Origin of the sequence: Thiobaca trueperi, assembly GCF_004342175.1 — a bacterium.
Classification (GTDB): Bacteria; Pseudomonadota; Gammaproteobacteria; order Chromatiales; family Chromatiaceae; genus Thiobaca; species Thiobaca trueperi.
Genome location: NZ_SMAO01000005.1, coordinates 1 through 16,751, shown reverse-complemented (window position 1 = coordinate 16,751; position 16,751 = coordinate 1). Strand labels below are relative to the sequence as shown.

13 protein-coding genes are annotated in these 16,751 nt (G+C 62.0%); 8 read left to right on the top strand and 5 right to left on the bottom strand.

Features of this window, described 5'->3' with window-relative positions; genetic code table 11:
• The first annotated feature begins 9 nt into the window (after nucleotides 1-9).
• Nucleotides 10-1,854, top strand: coding sequence for a replicative DNA helicase (dnaB, locus tag EDC35_RS10400; protein ID WP_424565291.1), 1,845 nt, complete (start codon nucleotides 10-12; stop codon nucleotides 1,852-1,854).
• Here the strand turns inward: dnaB and EDC35_RS10395 are convergent.
• Together EDC35_RS10395 and nikR are read right to left on the bottom strand one after the other, a co-directional pair.
• Nucleotides 1,833-4,046: a peptidoglycan-binding domain-containing protein gene (locus EDC35_RS10395; RefSeq protein ID WP_132977202.1), complete on the bottom strand. Its 2,214-nt coding sequence runs from the start codon at nucleotides 4,044-4,046 to the stop codon at nucleotides 1,833-1,835. The genes dnaB and EDC35_RS10395 overlap by 22 nt on opposite strands.
• 317 nt (nucleotides 4,047-4,363) lie before the next feature.
• On the bottom strand, nucleotides 4,364-4,786 hold the full coding sequence (nikR, locus tag EDC35_RS10390; RefSeq protein WP_132977201.1) for a nickel-responsive transcriptional regulator NikR: 423 nt from the start codon (nucleotides 4,784-4,786) through the stop codon (nucleotides 4,364-4,366).
• Between the two features lie 390 nt (nucleotides 4,787-5,176).
• On the opposite strand from nikR, the gene rsgA reads away from it, so the two are divergent.
• Nucleotides 5,177-6,172 (top strand): ribosome small subunit-dependent GTPase A, encoded by a 996-nt coding sequence (gene rsgA, locus EDC35_RS10385; RefSeq protein WP_132977200.1) that lies wholly within the window; start codon nucleotides 5,177-5,179, stop codon nucleotides 6,170-6,172.
• Between the two features lie 93 nt (nucleotides 6,173-6,265).
• Here rsgA and ftsH read toward each other — a convergent pair whose 3' ends face one another.
• Nucleotides 6,266-8,179 carry an ATP-dependent zinc metalloprotease FtsH gene (gene ftsH / locus EDC35_RS10380; RefSeq protein WP_132977199.1) on the bottom strand — a complete coding sequence of 638 codons (1,914 nt, stop codon included), beginning with the start codon at nucleotides 8,177-8,179 and terminating at the stop codon, nucleotides 6,266-6,268.
• A 220-nt stretch (nucleotides 8,180-8,399) separates the two neighbouring features.
• On the opposite strand from ftsH, the gene nagZ reads away from it, so the two are divergent.
• From nagZ to EDC35_RS10355, 5 genes are all read left to right on the top strand, one after another.
• Complete coding sequence (gene nagZ / locus EDC35_RS10375; RefSeq protein WP_132977198.1) at nucleotides 8,400-9,476, top strand: beta-N-acetylhexosaminidase; 1,077 nt, start codon at nucleotides 8,400-8,402, stop codon at nucleotides 9,474-9,476.
• Nucleotides 9,477-9,589: 113 nt separating this feature from the next.
• On the top strand, nucleotides 9,590-10,141 hold the full coding sequence (locus EDC35_RS10370) for a hypoxanthine-guanine phosphoribosyltransferase (protein WP_132977197.1): 552 nt from the start codon (nucleotides 9,590-9,592) through the stop codon (nucleotides 10,139-10,141).
• Nucleotides 10,142-10,227: 86 nt separating this feature from the next.
• A complete protein-coding gene (locus EDC35_RS10365) occupies nucleotides 10,228-10,689 on the top strand; it encodes a hemerythrin domain-containing protein (protein WP_132977196.1) in 462 nt (153 codons plus the stop codon).
• Nucleotides 10,690-10,791: 102 nt separating this feature from the next.
• Nucleotides 10,792-11,535 carry an S-methyl-5'-thioinosine phosphorylase gene (locus tag EDC35_RS10360; RefSeq protein WP_132977195.1) on the top strand — a complete coding sequence of 248 codons (744 nt, stop codon included), beginning with the start codon at nucleotides 10,792-10,794 and terminating at the stop codon, nucleotides 11,533-11,535.
• 60 nt (nucleotides 11,536-11,595) lie between these two features.
• Nucleotides 11,596-12,324: a hypothetical protein gene (locus EDC35_RS10355; protein WP_132977194.1), complete on the top strand. Its 729-nt coding sequence runs from the start codon at nucleotides 11,596-11,598 to the stop codon at nucleotides 12,322-12,324.
• A gap of 81 nt (nucleotides 12,325-12,405) precedes the next feature.
• On the opposite strand, the gene EDC35_RS10350 is transcribed toward EDC35_RS10355, so the two are convergent.
• The gene (locus tag EDC35_RS10350) at nucleotides 12,406-13,290 is read right to left on the bottom strand and encodes a hypothetical protein (protein WP_132977193.1); all 885 of its coding nucleotides are present in this window, start codon (nucleotides 13,288-13,290) and stop codon (nucleotides 12,406-12,408) included.
• A gap of 213 nt (nucleotides 13,291-13,503) precedes the next feature.
• Nucleotides 13,504-15,549: an elongation factor G gene (gene fusA / locus EDC35_RS10345; protein ID WP_132977192.1), complete on the bottom strand. Its 2,046-nt coding sequence runs from the start codon at nucleotides 15,547-15,549 to the stop codon at nucleotides 13,504-13,506.
• A gap of 316 nt (nucleotides 15,550-15,865) precedes the next feature.
• On the opposite strand from fusA, the gene EDC35_RS10340 reads away from it, so the two are divergent.
• Nucleotides 15,866-16,360 carry a YbhB/YbcL family Raf kinase inhibitor-like protein gene (locus EDC35_RS10340; protein ID WP_132977191.1) on the top strand — a complete coding sequence of 165 codons (495 nt, stop codon included), beginning with the start codon at nucleotides 15,866-15,868 and terminating at the stop codon, nucleotides 16,358-16,360.
• Nucleotides 16,361-16,751 lie beyond the last annotated feature (391 nt).

Below are 16,751 nucleotides of genomic sequence, written 5' to 3'. Positions count from 1 at the left end.
CGGGGAACCATGTTCGCTCCAAATACCGAAGAGATGGCGCCGCCGCCAATCGATGCCGGGTACGACGAGCTGCGCGTCCCGCCTCATCACATGCATGCGGAGCAATCGCTGCTCGGCGGTCTGATGCTGGACAACAGCGCCTGGGATCGCATCGCGGATCTGGTCACTGAGGGCGACCTGTATCGCCGCGAGCACCGCCTGATCTTTGCCGCCATCGCCAGACTCGCCGCCAGCGAGCAGCCGTTCGATGTCGTAACCCTGGCCGAAACCCTGGAACGCAGCGAACAGCTTGCCAACGCCGGCGGTCTCTCGTATCTCGGCGCACTCTGTAACGAAACGCCGAGCGCCGCCAATATCCAGGCCTATGCCAAGATCGTGCGCCAGACCTCGGTCCGGCGACAGATGATCGCCGCCGGCACGGCCATCGCGGACAATGGCTACAACCCCCAGGGGCGCGAGGCGTCCGAACTGCTCGACGATGCCGAACGGCGCGTCTTCGCCATTGCCGAACAGGAGGCGCGCGGTGGGGGCGGCTTCCAGCCCATCAAATTTCTGCTGGGCCGCGCGGTCGAGCGGATCGATGCGCTCTATCAGCGCGACGAGCCGATCACCGGACTCGCCACCGGTTTCTCCGACTTCGATGAGATGACCTCCGGGCTCCAGCCAGCAGACCTCGTCATCGTCGCCGGGCGACCGTCGATGGGGAAAACCAGCTTCGCGATGAACATGGCCGAACACGTCGCCATTCAGTCCAGACGCCCGGTGGCCGTCTTCAGCATGGAGATGCCGGGCGAATCACTCGCCATGCGCATGATGTCCTCGCTCGGGCGCATCGATCAGCACCGGGTGCGCACCGGCAAGCTCGAAGACGACGAATGGCCGCGACTGACCTCGGCGGTCAACCTGCTCTCCGAGGCACGCCTCTTCATCGACGACACCCCAGCCCTGTCGCCGACCGAAGTCCGGGCGCGGGCGCGGCGTCTCAAGCGCGAACAGAACGATCTCGGACTGATCGTGCTCGATTATCTGCAACTCATGCAGGCGCCGGGCGCGGGCGAAAACCGCACCAACGAGATTTCGGCGATCTCACGCTCGCTCAAGGCGCTGGCCAAGGAACTCAACGTCCCCGTGATTGCGCTCTCGCAGCTCAACCGCAGTCTTGAACAGCGCCCGAACAAGCGTCCGGTGATGTCGGATCTGCGCGAGTGCGTGACTGGGGACACCCTGGTCGTGCTGGCCGATGGACGCCGCCTGCCGATTCGGGATCTCGTCGGCACCTGCCCGGAAGTCATCTCAGTTGATGCAACAGGCCGACTCATCCAGGCCAAAGCAGATTGCGTCTGGCGTGTGGGTCGCCGACCAGTGTTTGCCGTGCGGCTTGCAAGCGGGCGTCGGATTCGGGCAACGGCGGAGCATCGTCTGTTGGGTGCCGACGGCTGGCAGCATGTTGGCAGCCTCAACCCAGGCGCGCGTTTGGCACTGGCGCGCGAATTACCGCACAATGACGCATTGCGAGCCGTCGCCGGGAGCGATCTGTTCTGGGATACCGTGGTCGCGATTGAGCCGGATGGCGAAGAGGATGTCTTTGATCTGACGGTCCCCGGCCCCGCGAGCTGGCTCGCCGATGGCATCGTCAGTCACAACTCGGGCGCCATCGAACAGGATGCAGACCTCATCGTCTTCATCTACCGCGACGAGGTCTATCACGAGGACAGCAGCGACAAGGGCGTCGCCGAGATCATCATCGCCAAGCAGCGCAACGGACCCATCGGCACCACGCGCCTGACCTTTCTCGGCAAGTACACCAAGTTCGAGAACTATATCGGCAATTATTACGGCGAAGGCGGTTCCTGATCCCGCTCCGATTCGTTCGCGGCGGGACCAGACTCCCATTCCCATCCTCGCGCCAATCGCACATCGGGCAGGATGACATCGACCGGCTGAGTGTGCCGATTGCTGGACGGGATCTCGCAAGCGGGCGTCGTCACGCCGGTCTCGTCGATGGCGCACTCAGGCCCGGACAGGGGACGAAAGATTTCCGGCCCCATTGGCGTCAGACCCAGCATGCCGAGTGTCACGGCATCCAGCACGCCCTGCGTGTCGCGCAAACCATGACGCCACTGGAATGACCGGATCGCGGCCTGTGTGGCCTTGCCGACGACCCCCACGAAGGGCACCGCTTTGTAGGTCACATGCTTTTTGCGTTGCCTGTCACGCCAGACAACTTTCTCGGTCGGCTGCTTCAGCAGCCCGCGTTCGGCAAGCGCCGTTTGCAGCACAGAAACATGTGGCGCCGCCGCGTTCTGCAATCCGACCGGCATCGTTTTGATCCGGCTCAGGTCAGCCGCATCGCTCATGGATGCCTGCTGGGCGGCCTGCAAAGCAGCATAGCGGGCGAGGCGCTGGTCGTAGATCGCCAGCGCGATCCGCTCGGCGGGCATCAGCCGGTTGAGATGTGCCGGATCATCCGGCTGATCCTTGCCGACCAGTTTGCGGAAGGCGCGCAGCGCTTCGCTCACCTCGGGGTGGGCGGTGCTGGCATCCGATAGATCCGGCGATAACATCGTCAAGTGACGCAGCGCCGCCAGGGTCTCCGGCGGCAGCGTCTCCAGCGGTTGATCCTCGCCCTGCTGGATCAGTGCGGCGAGGCGATTTTTGTACCACCGCGTTTCGTCCGGGCCGAGCGGCCCCGTCACCAGCGCCTCGGGGACCAGCACCTCGCCGCTGATCTCATGACGAAAGGTCGCCGCTTTCGATTCGATCGCCGGATTAAAGGCACGCTGCGGCAGATCGCCGCCTGTCAATCCGAAGCCGACACCATATTTGGCCCGCACCATCGCCGGCTGATCCTTCGCCCGGACGCGCTGGGCCAGATGATCCATGAATTCGCCCCAGGTATACGGCTGGGTCTGGCCCTGACCGTCGCGGTAGAACATCCCAAGGTTGCCGGTCACGACCGGTGAATCGGCGGCAAATCCCCACTCTGAGGAGACCGGCGGCGGTATGGCAGGAGTTGGCGGCGACCAGATGGCCGAGCCGACGCGAGGGGTTGGCACGCGCGCACGATCCGCCGACCTTTCCAGCGCAGCGGCATTGGGCTTGAGGCTGGCGATCATGTAATCGAATGCGGATTTCTGCGATGCGGTGACGGGCGCCCACTGTACCGACACGCGCGACGGCGCCCGTTGACGGACGACTGGCGACAAACGCCGTTCGGCAGGCATCAGGATCTCGTCCCGCGAGATGGTCGCGGCGGTGGCCCGGATGGAGGCGCGGACATCGGCCACGGCGAGCGCGGGCGGTGCCGCGACGGGCAGTGGCGTCTCCACCGGTTTGACGCTCAGGGTATTGCGGGCCTCGCCCTGTGCCAGCGCCAATACCCGTCGCCCCTGTTCGGCCCCCAGAAAGTGATAGAGATAGTCTTCTTCGGGTGTCCTGGCGCCCGAATCCACGCTCAGATAATGTTTCGCGAAGGCCAGCACCGCGAAATTGTGACGCAGCCGCTTGAGTTCCTCATCGTCCGCACCCCGTTTGCCATCCACCGTTTCCTGAATCAGACCACGCACCTGGGCATCGCTGAACGGCCCTTCACCCAAATCCAGGTGTTCGCGTCCGGCGGTCGGGTCCGCCTCGCTCGCCGCCAGCAGTTGCGTTCCGAATCGTTTAACGATGCGATGGAAGGTCCCGGGCATGAATTGCCAGACCCCGCTTGCCGAACCCAGACTGCCGTCGTTCAAGGTGGGACGGACATGGTCGTTCCAGGTCCGGGCGCTCTCATGCTCCCCGGTCGCCAGCATCTGTCCCAGACTGGCCCCGGTACGCTCGCACACCTCCAGCAGCAGGAGCATCTGCCGGGGCGAAATATCCTGCGTGCGGTCATAGTTGCGGGACTGGCTGGCCGACAGGGCCTGATAGGTCGCCAGCGCCGACTCCGGCGGGGTCGCATCCGCTGAAGGGATGGCGGGCGCCACCGCCGGTTCGGCCGCCCACGCCGACGACAGCGCGAGCAGGGTCGCGGCGGTCAGACGGCAAATAAAAAGATTCATACCTGATACACGCCTCAAATAGACAGGATTAAACCGCGTCCAGAGCGATATACGTCATTTTCAGTTTGTATTCGGCTTGGAGAGGCCACCAACATCAGCGGAAACGCGGTTTAAAATTTTATATTTTTTATCTTAAACCGCGCCCGCTCGAACGGTCGTCGATTCTGCCAAGGCCGAGTCAATCCGCAAATATCACATGCCGCACCGGGCGCGGTTTAACAGGATGAGCAGGATTTATAAAAAATTATTTTGAATCCTGTTAATCCTGTCTCAATTGACGGCGTTTCAGGCGGGTAGAAACTGTCCTGGAAAACGCCTTAATTCTGAATCCGCGAAGCGCGGGTCAGTTCGGCAAAGCGCACCCCGCGCAGACCGCCGATCTCCTGGCTGAGACGCTCGATCTCCGCCGGCATGCCGCGAATGATGATGGTCTCCAGACAGTTATGGTGATCCATGTGAACATGCGTGGTCGCCACCACCTGCACGAACTGGCGATGCTGGATCTCCAGTATCTGCTGGGTCAGTTCCCGCTGATGATGGTCGTAGACGATGGTCAGCACGCCCGCCACTTCTTCGTCGCCACGATCCCAGGTTGCTTCCACGATCCGCTCGCGGATCAGATCCCGCACCAGTTCAGAACGCGAGGCATAGCCCTTGCCGACCACGCGCCGGTCCAGTTCGTCCAGGAGCGCTTTGGGCAGTGACACGCTGAAGCGGATGGTTTCGTCGGGATTGGTCATGAGTGAGCTTACTGCAAGCGAAGGGGTGACGATGATCCCACAGCCCGCGTCAGGCCGGAAGCCGCATTCAGGGTTGCCGCGCGGTTTGCGATGAGTGGATGATCCGCCGACAACCGTTCGCCCGGCATGGCGGTTCCTTTGACGCGCTGACCGTCCAGGCAACCGGCGGCGGGTGGGGCTTGTGACGCCCGAGTCGCTGGCACAATGGAAGATGCACGTGACGAAGCACGGCTGGAGCGCAAATCGTGCGGAGCCGCTCCGCTTTCCCCTACAATGCACCGGAAATGGATTCCGGAGCCACACCCATGATCGCCCCCTGCCCTGTCATCATCTCTGTCCTGACGACCGTTTTGCCCGCCACATCCAACCACTGCCCCCCGCGCTGATCCGATGCCCAAGCGTCGGCTGTCAGAGCGTCAGATCGAGCGGATCAAAGCGATCCAGGAACGCCGCCGCGAGCGGCTCGCCTCGCGACCGGAGAGCGCGCTGGCCGAGATCGATGCGGAGACCGAGCCGGAAGCGGGTCGGGTCGTCGTCCGTCATGGCGCCAATCTGGCGGTCGAGGGCGCCAACGGGCATCTCTTCCATTGTCTGTCGCGCCAGAACATCGGCCATCCGGTCTGTGGTGATCGCGTGGTCTGGCAGCGGATCGCCGACGATCAGGGTGTGGTGACGGCCATCCAGCCGCGCGCGACCGTCCTCAGCCGACCCGACTTCAACGGTCATGACAAGGCGCTCGCCGCCAATCTGACGCGGCTTCTGGTGCTGATCGCGCCCGAACCCGAGCCGAGCGGTTATCTGATCGATCAATACCTGGTCGCGGCGGCGCTCATCGGCATCGATGCGGTCATCGTCGGCAACAAGATGGATCTGCTGCAAGGCGAGGCGCGCCGCGCGTTCGAGCAGCGCTTCGCCCATTATCCCGCCATCGGTTATCGCACCTTCTGGACCAGCCTGCGCGAGCCTGAGACCCTGGCCGAACTGACCGCCAGCATGGCGGGCGAGACCAGCGTGCTGGTCGGGCAGTCCGGCGTGGGCAAATCGTCGCTGGTCAAGGCACTGCTCCCGGATCGCGAGATTCAGATCGGCCGTCTGTCAAAAGCGACCGGGCTGGGCCGGCATACGACCTCCGCGACCACCTGTTACCGTCTGCCCAATGACGGCTTTCTGATCGACTCGCCCGGCGTGCGCAGCTTCCGGCTCGGCGCCATCGACCGCGACGCGCTCCAGCAGGGATTCCGTGAGTTCCAGCCCTATCTGGGTCGCTGCCGCTTTGCCGACTGCCGGCACCGGCATGAGCCGGACTGCGCCATTCTCGATGCGGTGGCCAGAGGACTGATTCATCCCCAGCGACTGGCCAATTTCCAGCATCTGCTGGGAAACTGATCGACAGGCATGAAAAAGCCCCCGCCATCGCTTGCGGGGGCTTTTTTCGTTCAGCCAGAGTCAGCCAGGATTCGACCCCTGACCGGGATCGGCTCAGATCCCGTCGGCGACAATCGGCGGATGAGCGCCGTCACCCTTGGCAGCCGTGTTGCCGCTGCCGGCACGGGGCTTGGAATGATGATGGTCATCCTCCGGCTCGCGCATCGGGCGACCTTGCATGATGTCTTCGATCTGGTCCTTGTCGATGGTCTCGTATTTCAGCAAGGCCGTTGCCATGGTGTGGAGCTTGTCCTGGTTTTCCTCCAGCAGTTGCTTGGCACGCCGATAGTTGCGATCGATGATGAGCCGCACCTCACGGTCGATGGACAGTGCAGTTTCCGGCGAGACCTGACGCTGCTGCGTCACCGAGCGACCGAGAAACACCTCGCCCTCGTCCTCGGCATAGGCCAGCGGTCCCATGCCATCCGAGAGCCCGAAGCGGGTCACCATGTTGCGGGCGATGTCGGTCGCGCGCTCAATGTCGTTGGAGGCGCCGGTCGTGACCTGCTCGGGGCCGAAGGTCATCTCTTCCGCCACGCGCCCGCCGAAGAGACTGGAGATCTGGCTCTCCAACTGACGCTTGCTCATGCTGTAGCGATCACGTTCCGGCAGGAACATGGTGACACCCAGCGCCCGACCGCGCGGGATGATGCTGACCTTGTGGACCGGATCATGCTCCGGCACCAGCCGCCCGACGATGACGTGCCCGGCCTCGTGGTAGGCGGTCAGTTTTTTCTCGGACTCGGACATGACGATGCTGCGCCGTTCAGCGCCCATCATGATCTTGTCCTTGGCCTTCTCGAAGGTCCGCATCGAGACCTCGGTGTCACCGGCACGGGCCGCGAACAGGGCCGCCTCGTTCACCAGATTGGCGAGATCGGCGCCGGAGAAACCGGGCGTGCCGCGCGCGATGGTGCGGGCATCGACATCCTCGGCGATGGGCACCTTGCGCATGTGGACCTCCAGAATCGCGGTGCGACCGGCGAGATCCGGGAGCCCCACCACCACCTGGCGGTCGAAGCGACCGGGACGCAGCAGGGCCGGATCCAGCACATCGGCGCGGTTGGTGGCGGCGATGACAATCACGCCCTCGTTACCGGTGAAGCCGTCCATTTCGACCAGAAGCTGATTCAGCGTCTGCTCGCGCTCGTCGTGCCCGCCACCGAGACCCGCACCACGCTTGCGTCCCACAGCATCGATTTCGTCGATGAAGATGATGCAGGGCGCACTTTTCTTGGCCTGCTCGAAAAGATCGCGCACCCGCGAGGCACCGACGCCAACGAACATTTCGACGAAGTCCGAGCCGGAGATGCTGAAAAAGGGCACCTTGGCCTCGCCGGCAATGGCGCGCGCCAGTAGGGTCTTGCCGGTGCCGGGAGGACCGACCATCAGCACACCGCGCGGAATATGGCCGCCCAGATTGGAGAACTTCTGCGGGTTGCGCAGAAACTCGACCAGCTCGCCCACCTCTTCCTTGGCCTCTTCGACCCCGGCGACATCCTTGAGCGTGACCTTGACCTCGCCCTCGGCATGCTGACGCGCGCGGCTCTTGCCGAAATTGAAGAGACCGCCCGCGCCACCGCCGCCCGCGCCGCGCCGCATGAACCAGAACCAGACGCCCATCAGCAGCAGGAACGGGAGCCACGAACTGAGAAGCTGCACCAGCACGCTGGGCGAATCCGGCGGCTCGGCGCGGATGGTGACTGAATTCTTGAGCAGATCGCCCACGAGCGCCGGATCGCCGGGATTGAGCGTCTCGAAGCGCGAGCCATCGCGACGCACCCCCATCACCCGCTGCTCCTGGATGGTCACTTCTTGGATGGATCCTTCCGACAGTTCCTGGAGGAACTGACTGTAGCTCAGGCTGCGCGACTCGATCTGATTGGGCGAACTCATGCTATTGAGCATCGTCACCAGCCAGAAGGTGACGCCGATCCAGAGCAGGATGTTCAGGTTCTTCGCTTTCATTCAAGACTATCCTCGTTGACCCGTGCGCTGTGATCACAACGCCTTGACGCCAGTATCGGGGCGGGGGTGAAAAAACCAACAGGATGCCATCCGGCATCCTGAATCGACCGAAGATTAACAGGTTTGCGGGCCGATTGGATTTGGTGATTGCGCGCGATCCTCGCCACCCGCCATGCGCCTATGTTAAAAAAGCGCAGTCAATGACCAACGGCCACCTGGAATGTCACTCGGATCCATCATGCTTGATCTCGCGGGGACGGCGCTCGACGCCGAGGACCGCGAGCTGCTGCGTCATCCGGCTGTCGGCGGGGTGATTCTCTTCGCCCGCAATTATGAATCGCCATCACAACTGGCCGAACTCACAACGGCGATCCATGCCCTGCGCGAACCGCCACTCCTGATCGGCGTTGATCAGGAAGGCGGTCGGGTACAGCGTTTTCGCACCGATTTCACACGACTACCAGCGGCAGGACGTTTCGGACGCCTGTACGCACAGGATCCCGCACAGGCGCGCCGGGTCTGCGAGTCGGTCGCCTGGCTGATGGCGTCCGAATTGCGCGCGGTCGGGGTCGATTTCAGTTTTGCGCCCGTGCTCGACCTGGACCGGGGGATCAGCCGGGTCATCGGTGATCGCGGCTTCGCGTCTGCGACACAGCCGGTCTGCGAGCTGGCGTCGGCCTGGACGGATGGCGTGCGACGCGCGGGCATGTCGGCGGTCGGCAAACACTTTCCCGGTCATGGCGGCATCGCCGCCGATTCGCACACCGATCTGCCGACCGATCCGCGCCCGTTCGCCGATCTCCTGATGGAGGATCTGGTTCCTTTCCAGCGCCTGATCGATCAGGGTCTGGAGGCCATCATGCCGGCGCATGTCATCTACCCGCAGATCGACACCCGGCCCGCTGGATTTTCGCCGGTCTGGCTGCACGACATCCTGCGCGGGCGGCTCGACTTCCAGGGCGTCATCTTCAGCGACGACCTCAACATGGCGGCGGCCTCGGCCGGCGGCGATTATCCCGAACGCGCGCACGCGGCGGCGCAGGCGGGTTGCGATATGCTTCTGATCTGCAACAATCGCCCGGCAGCGGTCGCGATTGTCGATGCCTTCCGCAACCCGCCCGATCCGGCGATCCAGTTGCGACTGCTGCGCATGCACGGCCGCGGCCCCCGACCCGACCGCGCGCATCTGCACGAACAGCCCGACTGGCAACACGCGGTCCAGCATGTCGCCCGGCTCGAAGAACTGGAAACGCTTGATCTCGGACTGACCGACCCGACCAGTCCGCGTCCAGCGTGACGCATCCTGTTTTGCGCCTGCCTGGAGCGAGTCCGCCTCATTCCAGACGAGGCGTGACCAACGCCAAAACACCGCACGCCATACTGGACGCGGTCCAACCCGGAGAACCCTGGATGAAGCTCGACGCAAATCAATATGCAGGTGTCGCGGAACGCGCCGACTGCCTGGCCACGGCTCAGGACATGGAGGCGGCGCTGGATCGCATGGCGGCGGACCTGACCGCACGTCTGGCGGACAAGGATCCGCTGGTGCTCTGCGTCATGACCGGCGCGGTCATCGTCGCCGGCCTGCTGTTGCCACGGCTCAATTTCCAGCTTCGGATCGACTATATTCATGCCAGTCGCTATCAGGGCGCGACCAGCGGCGGCGAGATCGCCTGGCGCTATCGTCCCTCAGCAGCGATTCGCGGCGAGCATATACTGGTTCTGGATGACATCCTGGACGAAGGCATCACCCTGGAGCAGATCGTGCGCGCCTGTCATGAGGACGGCGCGGCGAGCGTACAGACCGCCGTGCTGGTCGAAAAGCGGCGTCCGCACCAGTGTGAGGCGGATGTGGTCGGCATACAGGTTGCGGATCGCTACCTGTATGGCTATGGTCTCGACTATAAAAACTATTTTCGTAATGCCCCCGGCATCTATGCCGTGGCCGAAACGGATATCTGATATAGAGGCGGATATCTGAGTAACGGGCGCCTTGTTCGTGTTTGATCGCATCATCAATATAAATAGATCAATGAGGAGGATACCCCATGTCCAGCCTGGACCAATATCGCAACTCGCACGCCGAGCTGCGTCAGATGATCGCAGAACTCAAGGCCATCCTGACTCCGGAGCGGCTGAAGGTCCGTCCCAACGCCAAAACCGCTTACGATCTCCTGTGCGATCTCGGCACCAAGGTCAGCGTTCATCTGGCGGCGGAGGATCGCGGTCTTTATCCGACCCTGCTGATCCATGACGATCCAAAGGTGAAATCCATTGCCTGGGGCTTCATCAGCGGCGAGAAACCCTTGCGCAAGGTCTTCGACGATTACCATCAAAACTGGCTCAGACACTGCGATTTTGACTTCACCGACGATTTTCTGGCCGAAACACATGAGGTCTTCGATATGGTGGCCAAACGGATCGAACGGGAAGAGCAGGTCTTGCTTCCCAAGCTGTTGGAAATCGGCCTGTTCCAAGAGACGTCGCGCGCCAGCTCAATGGGTTATTGAGGCGCCGGACAAAACCCGAAGAAACCGGCGCCACTGCGCCGGTTTGGTTTCCGGGGCGCTCTTCGGTAGACTGACCTCCCCTTTATTGGTCGTGGTGGGCGCATGATTCCTCTCGCTATTATCGGCGGCTCGGGTTTTTCCGGGCTGCCTTCGCTCCTGGTCAGCGACGCACAGACTGTCGCGACGCCTTTCGGTGAAACCTCGGCCCCGGTGACACGGGGTCGGCTGGGCGATGCGGAGGTGCTCTTCCTGCCCCGCCACGGCCCTTCCCATCATCTGCCGCCGCATCGGATCAACTATCGGGCGAATCTCTGGGCGCTGCGCAACTGCGGCGCCGAGCACGTCGTTGCCCTGGCGGCGGTGGGCGGCATTACACCCCGTTTTGCGCCCACCGTCCTGGCGGTTCCCGATCAGATCATCGATTACACCTACGGACGCGAACACAGCATCCACGACGGCACGACTGGAACGGTCGAACACATTGATCTGACCACGCCCTATTGCGAGGAACTGCGTCAGGCTCTGATCAGCGCCTGCACCCACACCGGTCAGACGGTCATCGATACCGGCGTCTATGGCGCAACCCAGGGGCCACGGCTCGAAACCGCCGCCGAGATCCGGCGCTACGAGCGCGATGGCTGCGATATGGTTGGCATGACCGGCATGCCCGAGGCGAGCCTCGCGCGTGAGCTTGGGCTGTGCTATGCCAGTCTGGCGTTTGTGGTCAACTGGGCCGCTGGCAAAGGCGACGACGGCATCATCACCATGCAGGAGATCGAGGCAAACCTGGCCCTTTGCGTCGAGCGGATCGTCGGGGTCTTGACCAACCTGGCAACCGTGCGCTGATGCTGGCCACGCCATGCACGGGGCTATTCTTCAACTCAACCGCTTTCAGGAGTACCAACCATGACGACCCCGGACAATACCTCGCCCCGTTCGGGTTTCGGCTGGCTGCCGAAACTGATCCTGTGGGGACTGGTGATCACATTCGCCTATCTCTATCTCAGCTCGATTGAACGAGAGGGAAATCCTTCTTTCACTGAAGTCGTCGATTCCATCAATAAATTGAATCCGCTCGCCATCACTGCGCTGCCGAGCGCGGAACCGGCGGTCACACCGAATGTTGCCAGTCAGACCGCAGCAGCCAGGACCGCGAACGAAACGGCACCAGCAGCAGCGCCGGTGAACACGCCCGTCACGACAGCACCCGCACAGGCGGCACTGACAACCGCCCCCGCCAGAATCCAGCCACCGGCACCTGCCGCTGAAACGCCAATCCAGACGGCGTCGGCAAGGCAGATCAATGCGCCGGTCGTGACGCCGCAAGCGCCCACTGCCATGACATCCGCACCCGCCCCTGCACCCATGCAAGCCGCACCTGCCGCGCCAGCAGCGGTGCAACCGATGGCACCTGCCCCCTTCGACCCCAATCTCATTGCCTGGCAGCAGGATCGTATCCGGGCCCAATATGAAGCCCAGTACGATGCGATGCGTCGCGAGGCGGACGAGCGGATGCGCCAGCACTGGGAACGCATGCAGCCACCCGTTCCGGCCGCCTCACCCTATGGGTATCCAGGCTTTCTCCCTGGTTATGCCCCCGGTTACGCCCCCGGCGTTTATCCATCTCCCCGCTAAAACGGCCATTGCGACTCACAGTGATTCAATGGCTGGTTTGTAACGCCGCTTGCGCGGCGTTTTCAATCTCCATCCCGGATTTCATTTGCATATCAGACTGATTGCGGGTTTCGCTTCAGTCTGGCTGGGATGTGTCCAGGGTGCACCAAGCAGGAAGGTTGCTGCATCCCAAGCGGCCCAGGTGGTCGGATCGGCAAAGTTCAGCGGAACGGGTGCAGGATCCGTCTGGGCCGGATCGTCTTTCGGGGCAATGATTCCAACCAGAGCCCAGATGCCCTTTTTCAGTTCGTCGAAACGCATGTAGGAGCGCAGCAGAAGCTCGGAAATCTTGCCCGTGCCAAGATTTTCGTCAGTGGAGAGATAGATATGTCCGTGGAGTCCAAGCGGCAGCGTTGGGGAAGGAGGTATGTCCAACGGACGGATATCGGTGATGTCCACCAGCGGCTCCATCGCCATGATGCCAAAACTCACAGCGGGACGTACCAGCACCCAGACCTTTGGATCGCAGGCGACGTAAGTCCCATCGGTTTTTTCGCACAACTCGGGGTAAAGCGGGGTGGGATAGGGCTCCGGGGGCGGCTGATCCGTCAGCTCTGCGTTTTCCGCTGTCCCTTGAGTGAGCGAGGTGTCCGGGATTGGCTTGGCGCCCAGGGCACTGGGGTTATAAAAGATCAAATACACATTTCTGAGCGTCGAGACGATGAGTGAGGGATCTTTCTTGTCGCGGGTGCGCGTACCTGCATCGAAATCCAGTTGAAACCCCAAAACATCCTGATCCACATCATCGTTGCACGGGGTGAACGGGATCGTCGAGGGATTGGATTTGTTCTTGGCCGCCGCCTCGGCAACGCTGCCTTTGGGCTTATTGACGGTGATCTTCATTGAATAGGGGTAGTCGGCGGCATGGCTGTTCGACCATGCGAGCGCCAGACAGCCGGCAAGGAAAAGGCTGGAAGATTTGTACATGGTGGAGTCCCCGAATCAGGAATGCTGCTGGATACAGCCCGGTGTCTGCCCTTGGTGTGGCAGACATCTTGAATACGGCAGAAACCCGTTGCGGGCCTGCCGTATGATTCAGTCTTTAACGACTGCCGATAGGGCGACTTGAATGCTTTGCGACGGTTCGCAGGACAGTCGGGAAACGCCACTGGCGCGACGTTTCCCGGCGCCTGTCGGATCTCAGTCCTCCGCCCGCTGATAAGCGTCGGTCATCTGCTTCTGGATGTTGCCGGGCACCGGATCATAGTGGCTGAGTTCGATGCTGTAGGTACCCTCACCGCCGGTGAGCGCCTTGAGACGGGCATCGTAACCTGACAGTTCAGCCAGCGGCACTTCGCCTTCGATGAGGATGCGTCCACGGCTCTTGGTTTCGCTGCCGTTGATGCGTCCGCGCCGGCTAGAGAGATCGCCGGCCAGATCGCCCATGGCGGTATCCTGGGCGGTGATGCGGATCTTGACGATGGGTTCCAGAATCACCGGCTGCGCCTTGAGCACGGCATCAATGAAGGCCTTGCGTCCGGCGGTGGCGAAGGCGATATCCTTGGAATCGACGGGATGGAACTTGCCGTCATAAACGGTGACTTTGAGATCCTGAAGCGGATAACCGGCAATCGCGCCTTCATCCAGCACCTGACGCACGCCTTTTTCGATGGACGGGATGAAGTTGCCGGGGATGACCCCGCCGACGACCGCATCGATGAACGCGAAGCCGGCGCCGCGTTCGTTGGGCTCGACCCGCAGATAGACCTCGCCGAACTGGCCGGCGCCGCCGGTCTGCTTCTTGTGCCGATGGTGACCTTCAGCCTTGCCCAGGATGGTCTCGCGGTAAGGGATGCTCGGCGGATGGGTCTCCACGTCCACATGGAACTGCTCGGACAGCCGGCGCAGGATCACCTTGAGATGCAGCTCGCCGAGACCGCGCACGATGGTCTCGTTGGCGCTGGCGTTGTGCTCGATATGGAAACAGGGATCTTCCGACTCCAGTTTGTGCAGGGCGTCGGTGAGTTTCTGTTCGTCGCCACGCTTGGTGGTGTTGATGGCGAGCCCGAACAGCGGCACCGGGCACTCCAGGCTGGAGAGATGGAAATGGTCTTCGTCGTGTGAATCGTGCAGCACGGCGTCGAAATGGATGTCATCGACACGCGAGACGGCGAGGATGTCGCCCGGCACGCCTTCACTGACCTCGATCTGCTCGGCGCCATGCAGCCGGTAGAGATGATTGACCTTGAATGGCTTGCGGGCGTCGCCAATCAGGAGCTGACTGCCAACATTGATCCGGCCCTGATGGATGCGGAAGATGCCGAGCTTGCCGCGATAGGGGTCGTTGACGATCTTGAAGACATGAGCGATGGCATGCAGCGCGGGATCGGGCGCGACGCTGGCCGGGGCCATGTCGGCACCTTCGCCTTTGAGGAAGAGCGGCGGATTGCCCTCGGACGGATTGGGCATCAACCGGACCAGGATCTCCAGCAGTTCGGGGATGCCGGCGCCGGTCTGGGCGGAGACGTAACAGATCGGGATCAGATGCGTCTCGCGCAGTGCGACCTCAAAGGGGTCATGGAGCTGTTCGGGCTGGAGTTCCTGACCCTGCTCCAGATAGAGCGCCATCAGATCCTCGTCCACTTCGACGACCTGATCGATGATCTGACTGTGCGCCTCATCGACGGAGGAGAAATCGGCACCTTCGCCGCTGGGCTGGAAGAAGCAGTCGATAACCCGCCTGCCGCCGTCCGCTGGCAGGTTGATCGGCAGACATTCGGCGCCAAAAGTCTCGCGGATCTGCGCGGTGAGTGTGGCGAGATCCAGATCCGGGGCGTCGATCTGGTTGACGATGATGAGCCGGCAGAGATTGCGGTTGTCGGCGGCCTTCATGAGCCGGATGCTCATCGGCTCAATCCCGGCCTGGGCATTGATGACCAGGGCGGCGGTCTCGACGGCAGGCAGCACCGCGATGCTGCGTCCAAGAAAATCCGGGTAGCCGGGGGTGTCAATCAGATTGATATGCTTGCCGGCGGTGTTGAAGCTGGTGATGGATGTATCCAGCGAGTGTTGCAGTTCCTTTTCCAACGGATCGAAATCGCAGACCGTGGTGCCCCGGGTGACGCTTCCTGGCGCGGGGATGACGCCGGTGGCGGCAAGCAACGCCTCCACCAGCGTGGTTTTTCCGGAACCGGCGTGGCCGACCAGGGCGAGATTGCGGACATCCTCGGCATTGTAATCAGGCATTGTTGATCCTGTCTTGGCGCTTGAGTGAGAAGCGGGGCATGGCATACCGCCCCCGCGATTGAGTGCGAAGAGCCGAAGTATACTGTAAAAAAAACGTCAATCTTAAACCGCGCCCGGTGCGGTATGTGATGTTTGGGGATTGGGTCGGCCTTGGCAGAATCGACGACTGTTGGAGTTGGCGCGGTTTAATATATTCAATAATATGAAGTTTTAAACCGCGTCTCCACTGAAGTCGGTGACATCCTCAAAGTCAAACACAAAATGAAAATGATGCATATCGCGCTGGACGCGGTTTAAACGACTGGAGGAGATGAAGATGGCACTGGTTCTCACATCCGATGCGTTCGTCGATGGTGGCACCATCCCACGCCGTCTGACCTGTGAGGGCGAGGATCGATCACCGCCGCTGACCTGGGATCATCTCCCGGACGGCACCGAGAGTCTGGTGTTGATCGTCGATGATCCGGACGCGCCCGATCCCGCCGCACCGCGCATGGTCTGGGATCACTGGATCCTCTATAACCTGCCGCCGTCCTGCCGGGGACTGCCGGAAGGCGTCGCCCTGGCAGATCTGCCGGCAGGCACCGGCGAGGGCGTCAACAGTTGGGGGCGCACCGGCTATGGCGGACCCTGTCCGCCCATTGGCCGTCACCGCTATTTCCATCGACTCTATGCCCTGGATACCCGCTTGCCCGCTGAACTGGGCAATCCGGGCAAGGACGATCTGCTGCTGGCGATGGAGGATCACATCCTGGCGCATACCGAACTGGTCGGCACCTACGACAAACTGACTCGCGACGAGGCGGGTTAAACCGATCCTGTAGATCGGGTTACGCTCCGCTAACCCGACCTTGTATGTTCTGTTCCCAAGGATTGACACGGAGTTTTGATCAACGGAGTTTATAGAAGCGTGAGCCGGGGAAGCCGTCCCAACCTTGTATGTTCTGTTCCCAAGGATTGACACGGAGTTTTGATCAACGGAGTTTATAGAAGCGTGAGCCGGGGAAGCCGTCCCAACCTTGTATGTAACCTTGTATGTTCTGTTCCCAAGGATTGACACGGAGTTTTGATCAACGGAGTTTATAGAAGCGTGAGCCGGGGAAGCCGTCCCAACCTTGTATGTTCTGTTCCCAAGGATTGACACGGAGTTTTGATCAACGGAGTTTATAGAAGCGTGAGCCGGGGAAGCCGTCCCAACCTGA

Bases quoted from the DNA above. Each gene is read 5' to 3' on its own strand.
- ftsH (WP_132977199.1), bottom strand. From the start codon at position 8,179: ATGAAAGCGAAGAACCTGAACATCCTGCTCTGGATCGGCGTCACCTTC.
- EDC35_RS10395 (WP_132977202.1), bottom strand. From the start codon at position 4,046: ATGAATCTTTTTATTTGCCGTCTGACCGCCGCGACCCTGCTCGCGCTG.
- rsgA (WP_132977200.1), top strand. From the start codon at position 5,177: ATGCCCAAGCGTCGGCTGTCAGAGCGTCAGATCGAGCGGATCAAAGCG.
- fusA (WP_132977192.1), bottom strand. From the start codon at position 15,549: ATGCCTGATTACAATGCCGAGGATGTCCGCAATCTCGCCCTGGTCGGC.
- EDC35_RS10370 (WP_132977197.1), top strand. From the start codon at position 9,590: ATGAAGCTCGACGCAAATCAATATGCAGGTGTCGCGGAACGCGCCGAC.
- EDC35_RS10340 (WP_132977191.1), top strand. From the start codon at position 15,866: ATGGCACTGGTTCTCACATCCGATGCGTTCGTCGATGGTGGCACCATC.
- nikR (WP_132977201.1), bottom strand. From the start codon at position 4,786: ATGACCAATCCCGACGAAACCATCCGCTTCAGCGTGTCACTGCCCAAA.
- dnaB (WP_424565291.1), top strand. From the start codon at position 10: ATGTTCGCTCCAAATACCGAAGAGATGGCGCCGCCGCCAATCGATGCC.
- EDC35_RS10365 (WP_132977196.1), top strand. From the start codon at position 10,228: ATGTCCAGCCTGGACCAATATCGCAACTCGCACGCCGAGCTGCGTCAG.
- EDC35_RS10350 (WP_132977193.1), bottom strand. From the start codon at position 13,290: ATGTACAAATCTTCCAGCCTTTTCCTTGCCGGCTGTCTGGCGCTCGCA.
- EDC35_RS10360 (WP_132977195.1), top strand. From the start codon at position 10,792: ATGATTCCTCTCGCTATTATCGGCGGCTCGGGTTTTTCCGGGCTGCCT.
- EDC35_RS10355 (WP_132977194.1), top strand. From the start codon at position 11,596: ATGACGACCCCGGACAATACCTCGCCCCGTTCGGGTTTCGGCTGGCTG.
- nagZ (WP_132977198.1), top strand. From the start codon at position 8,400: ATGTCACTCGGATCCATCATGCTTGATCTCGCGGGGACGGCGCTCGAC.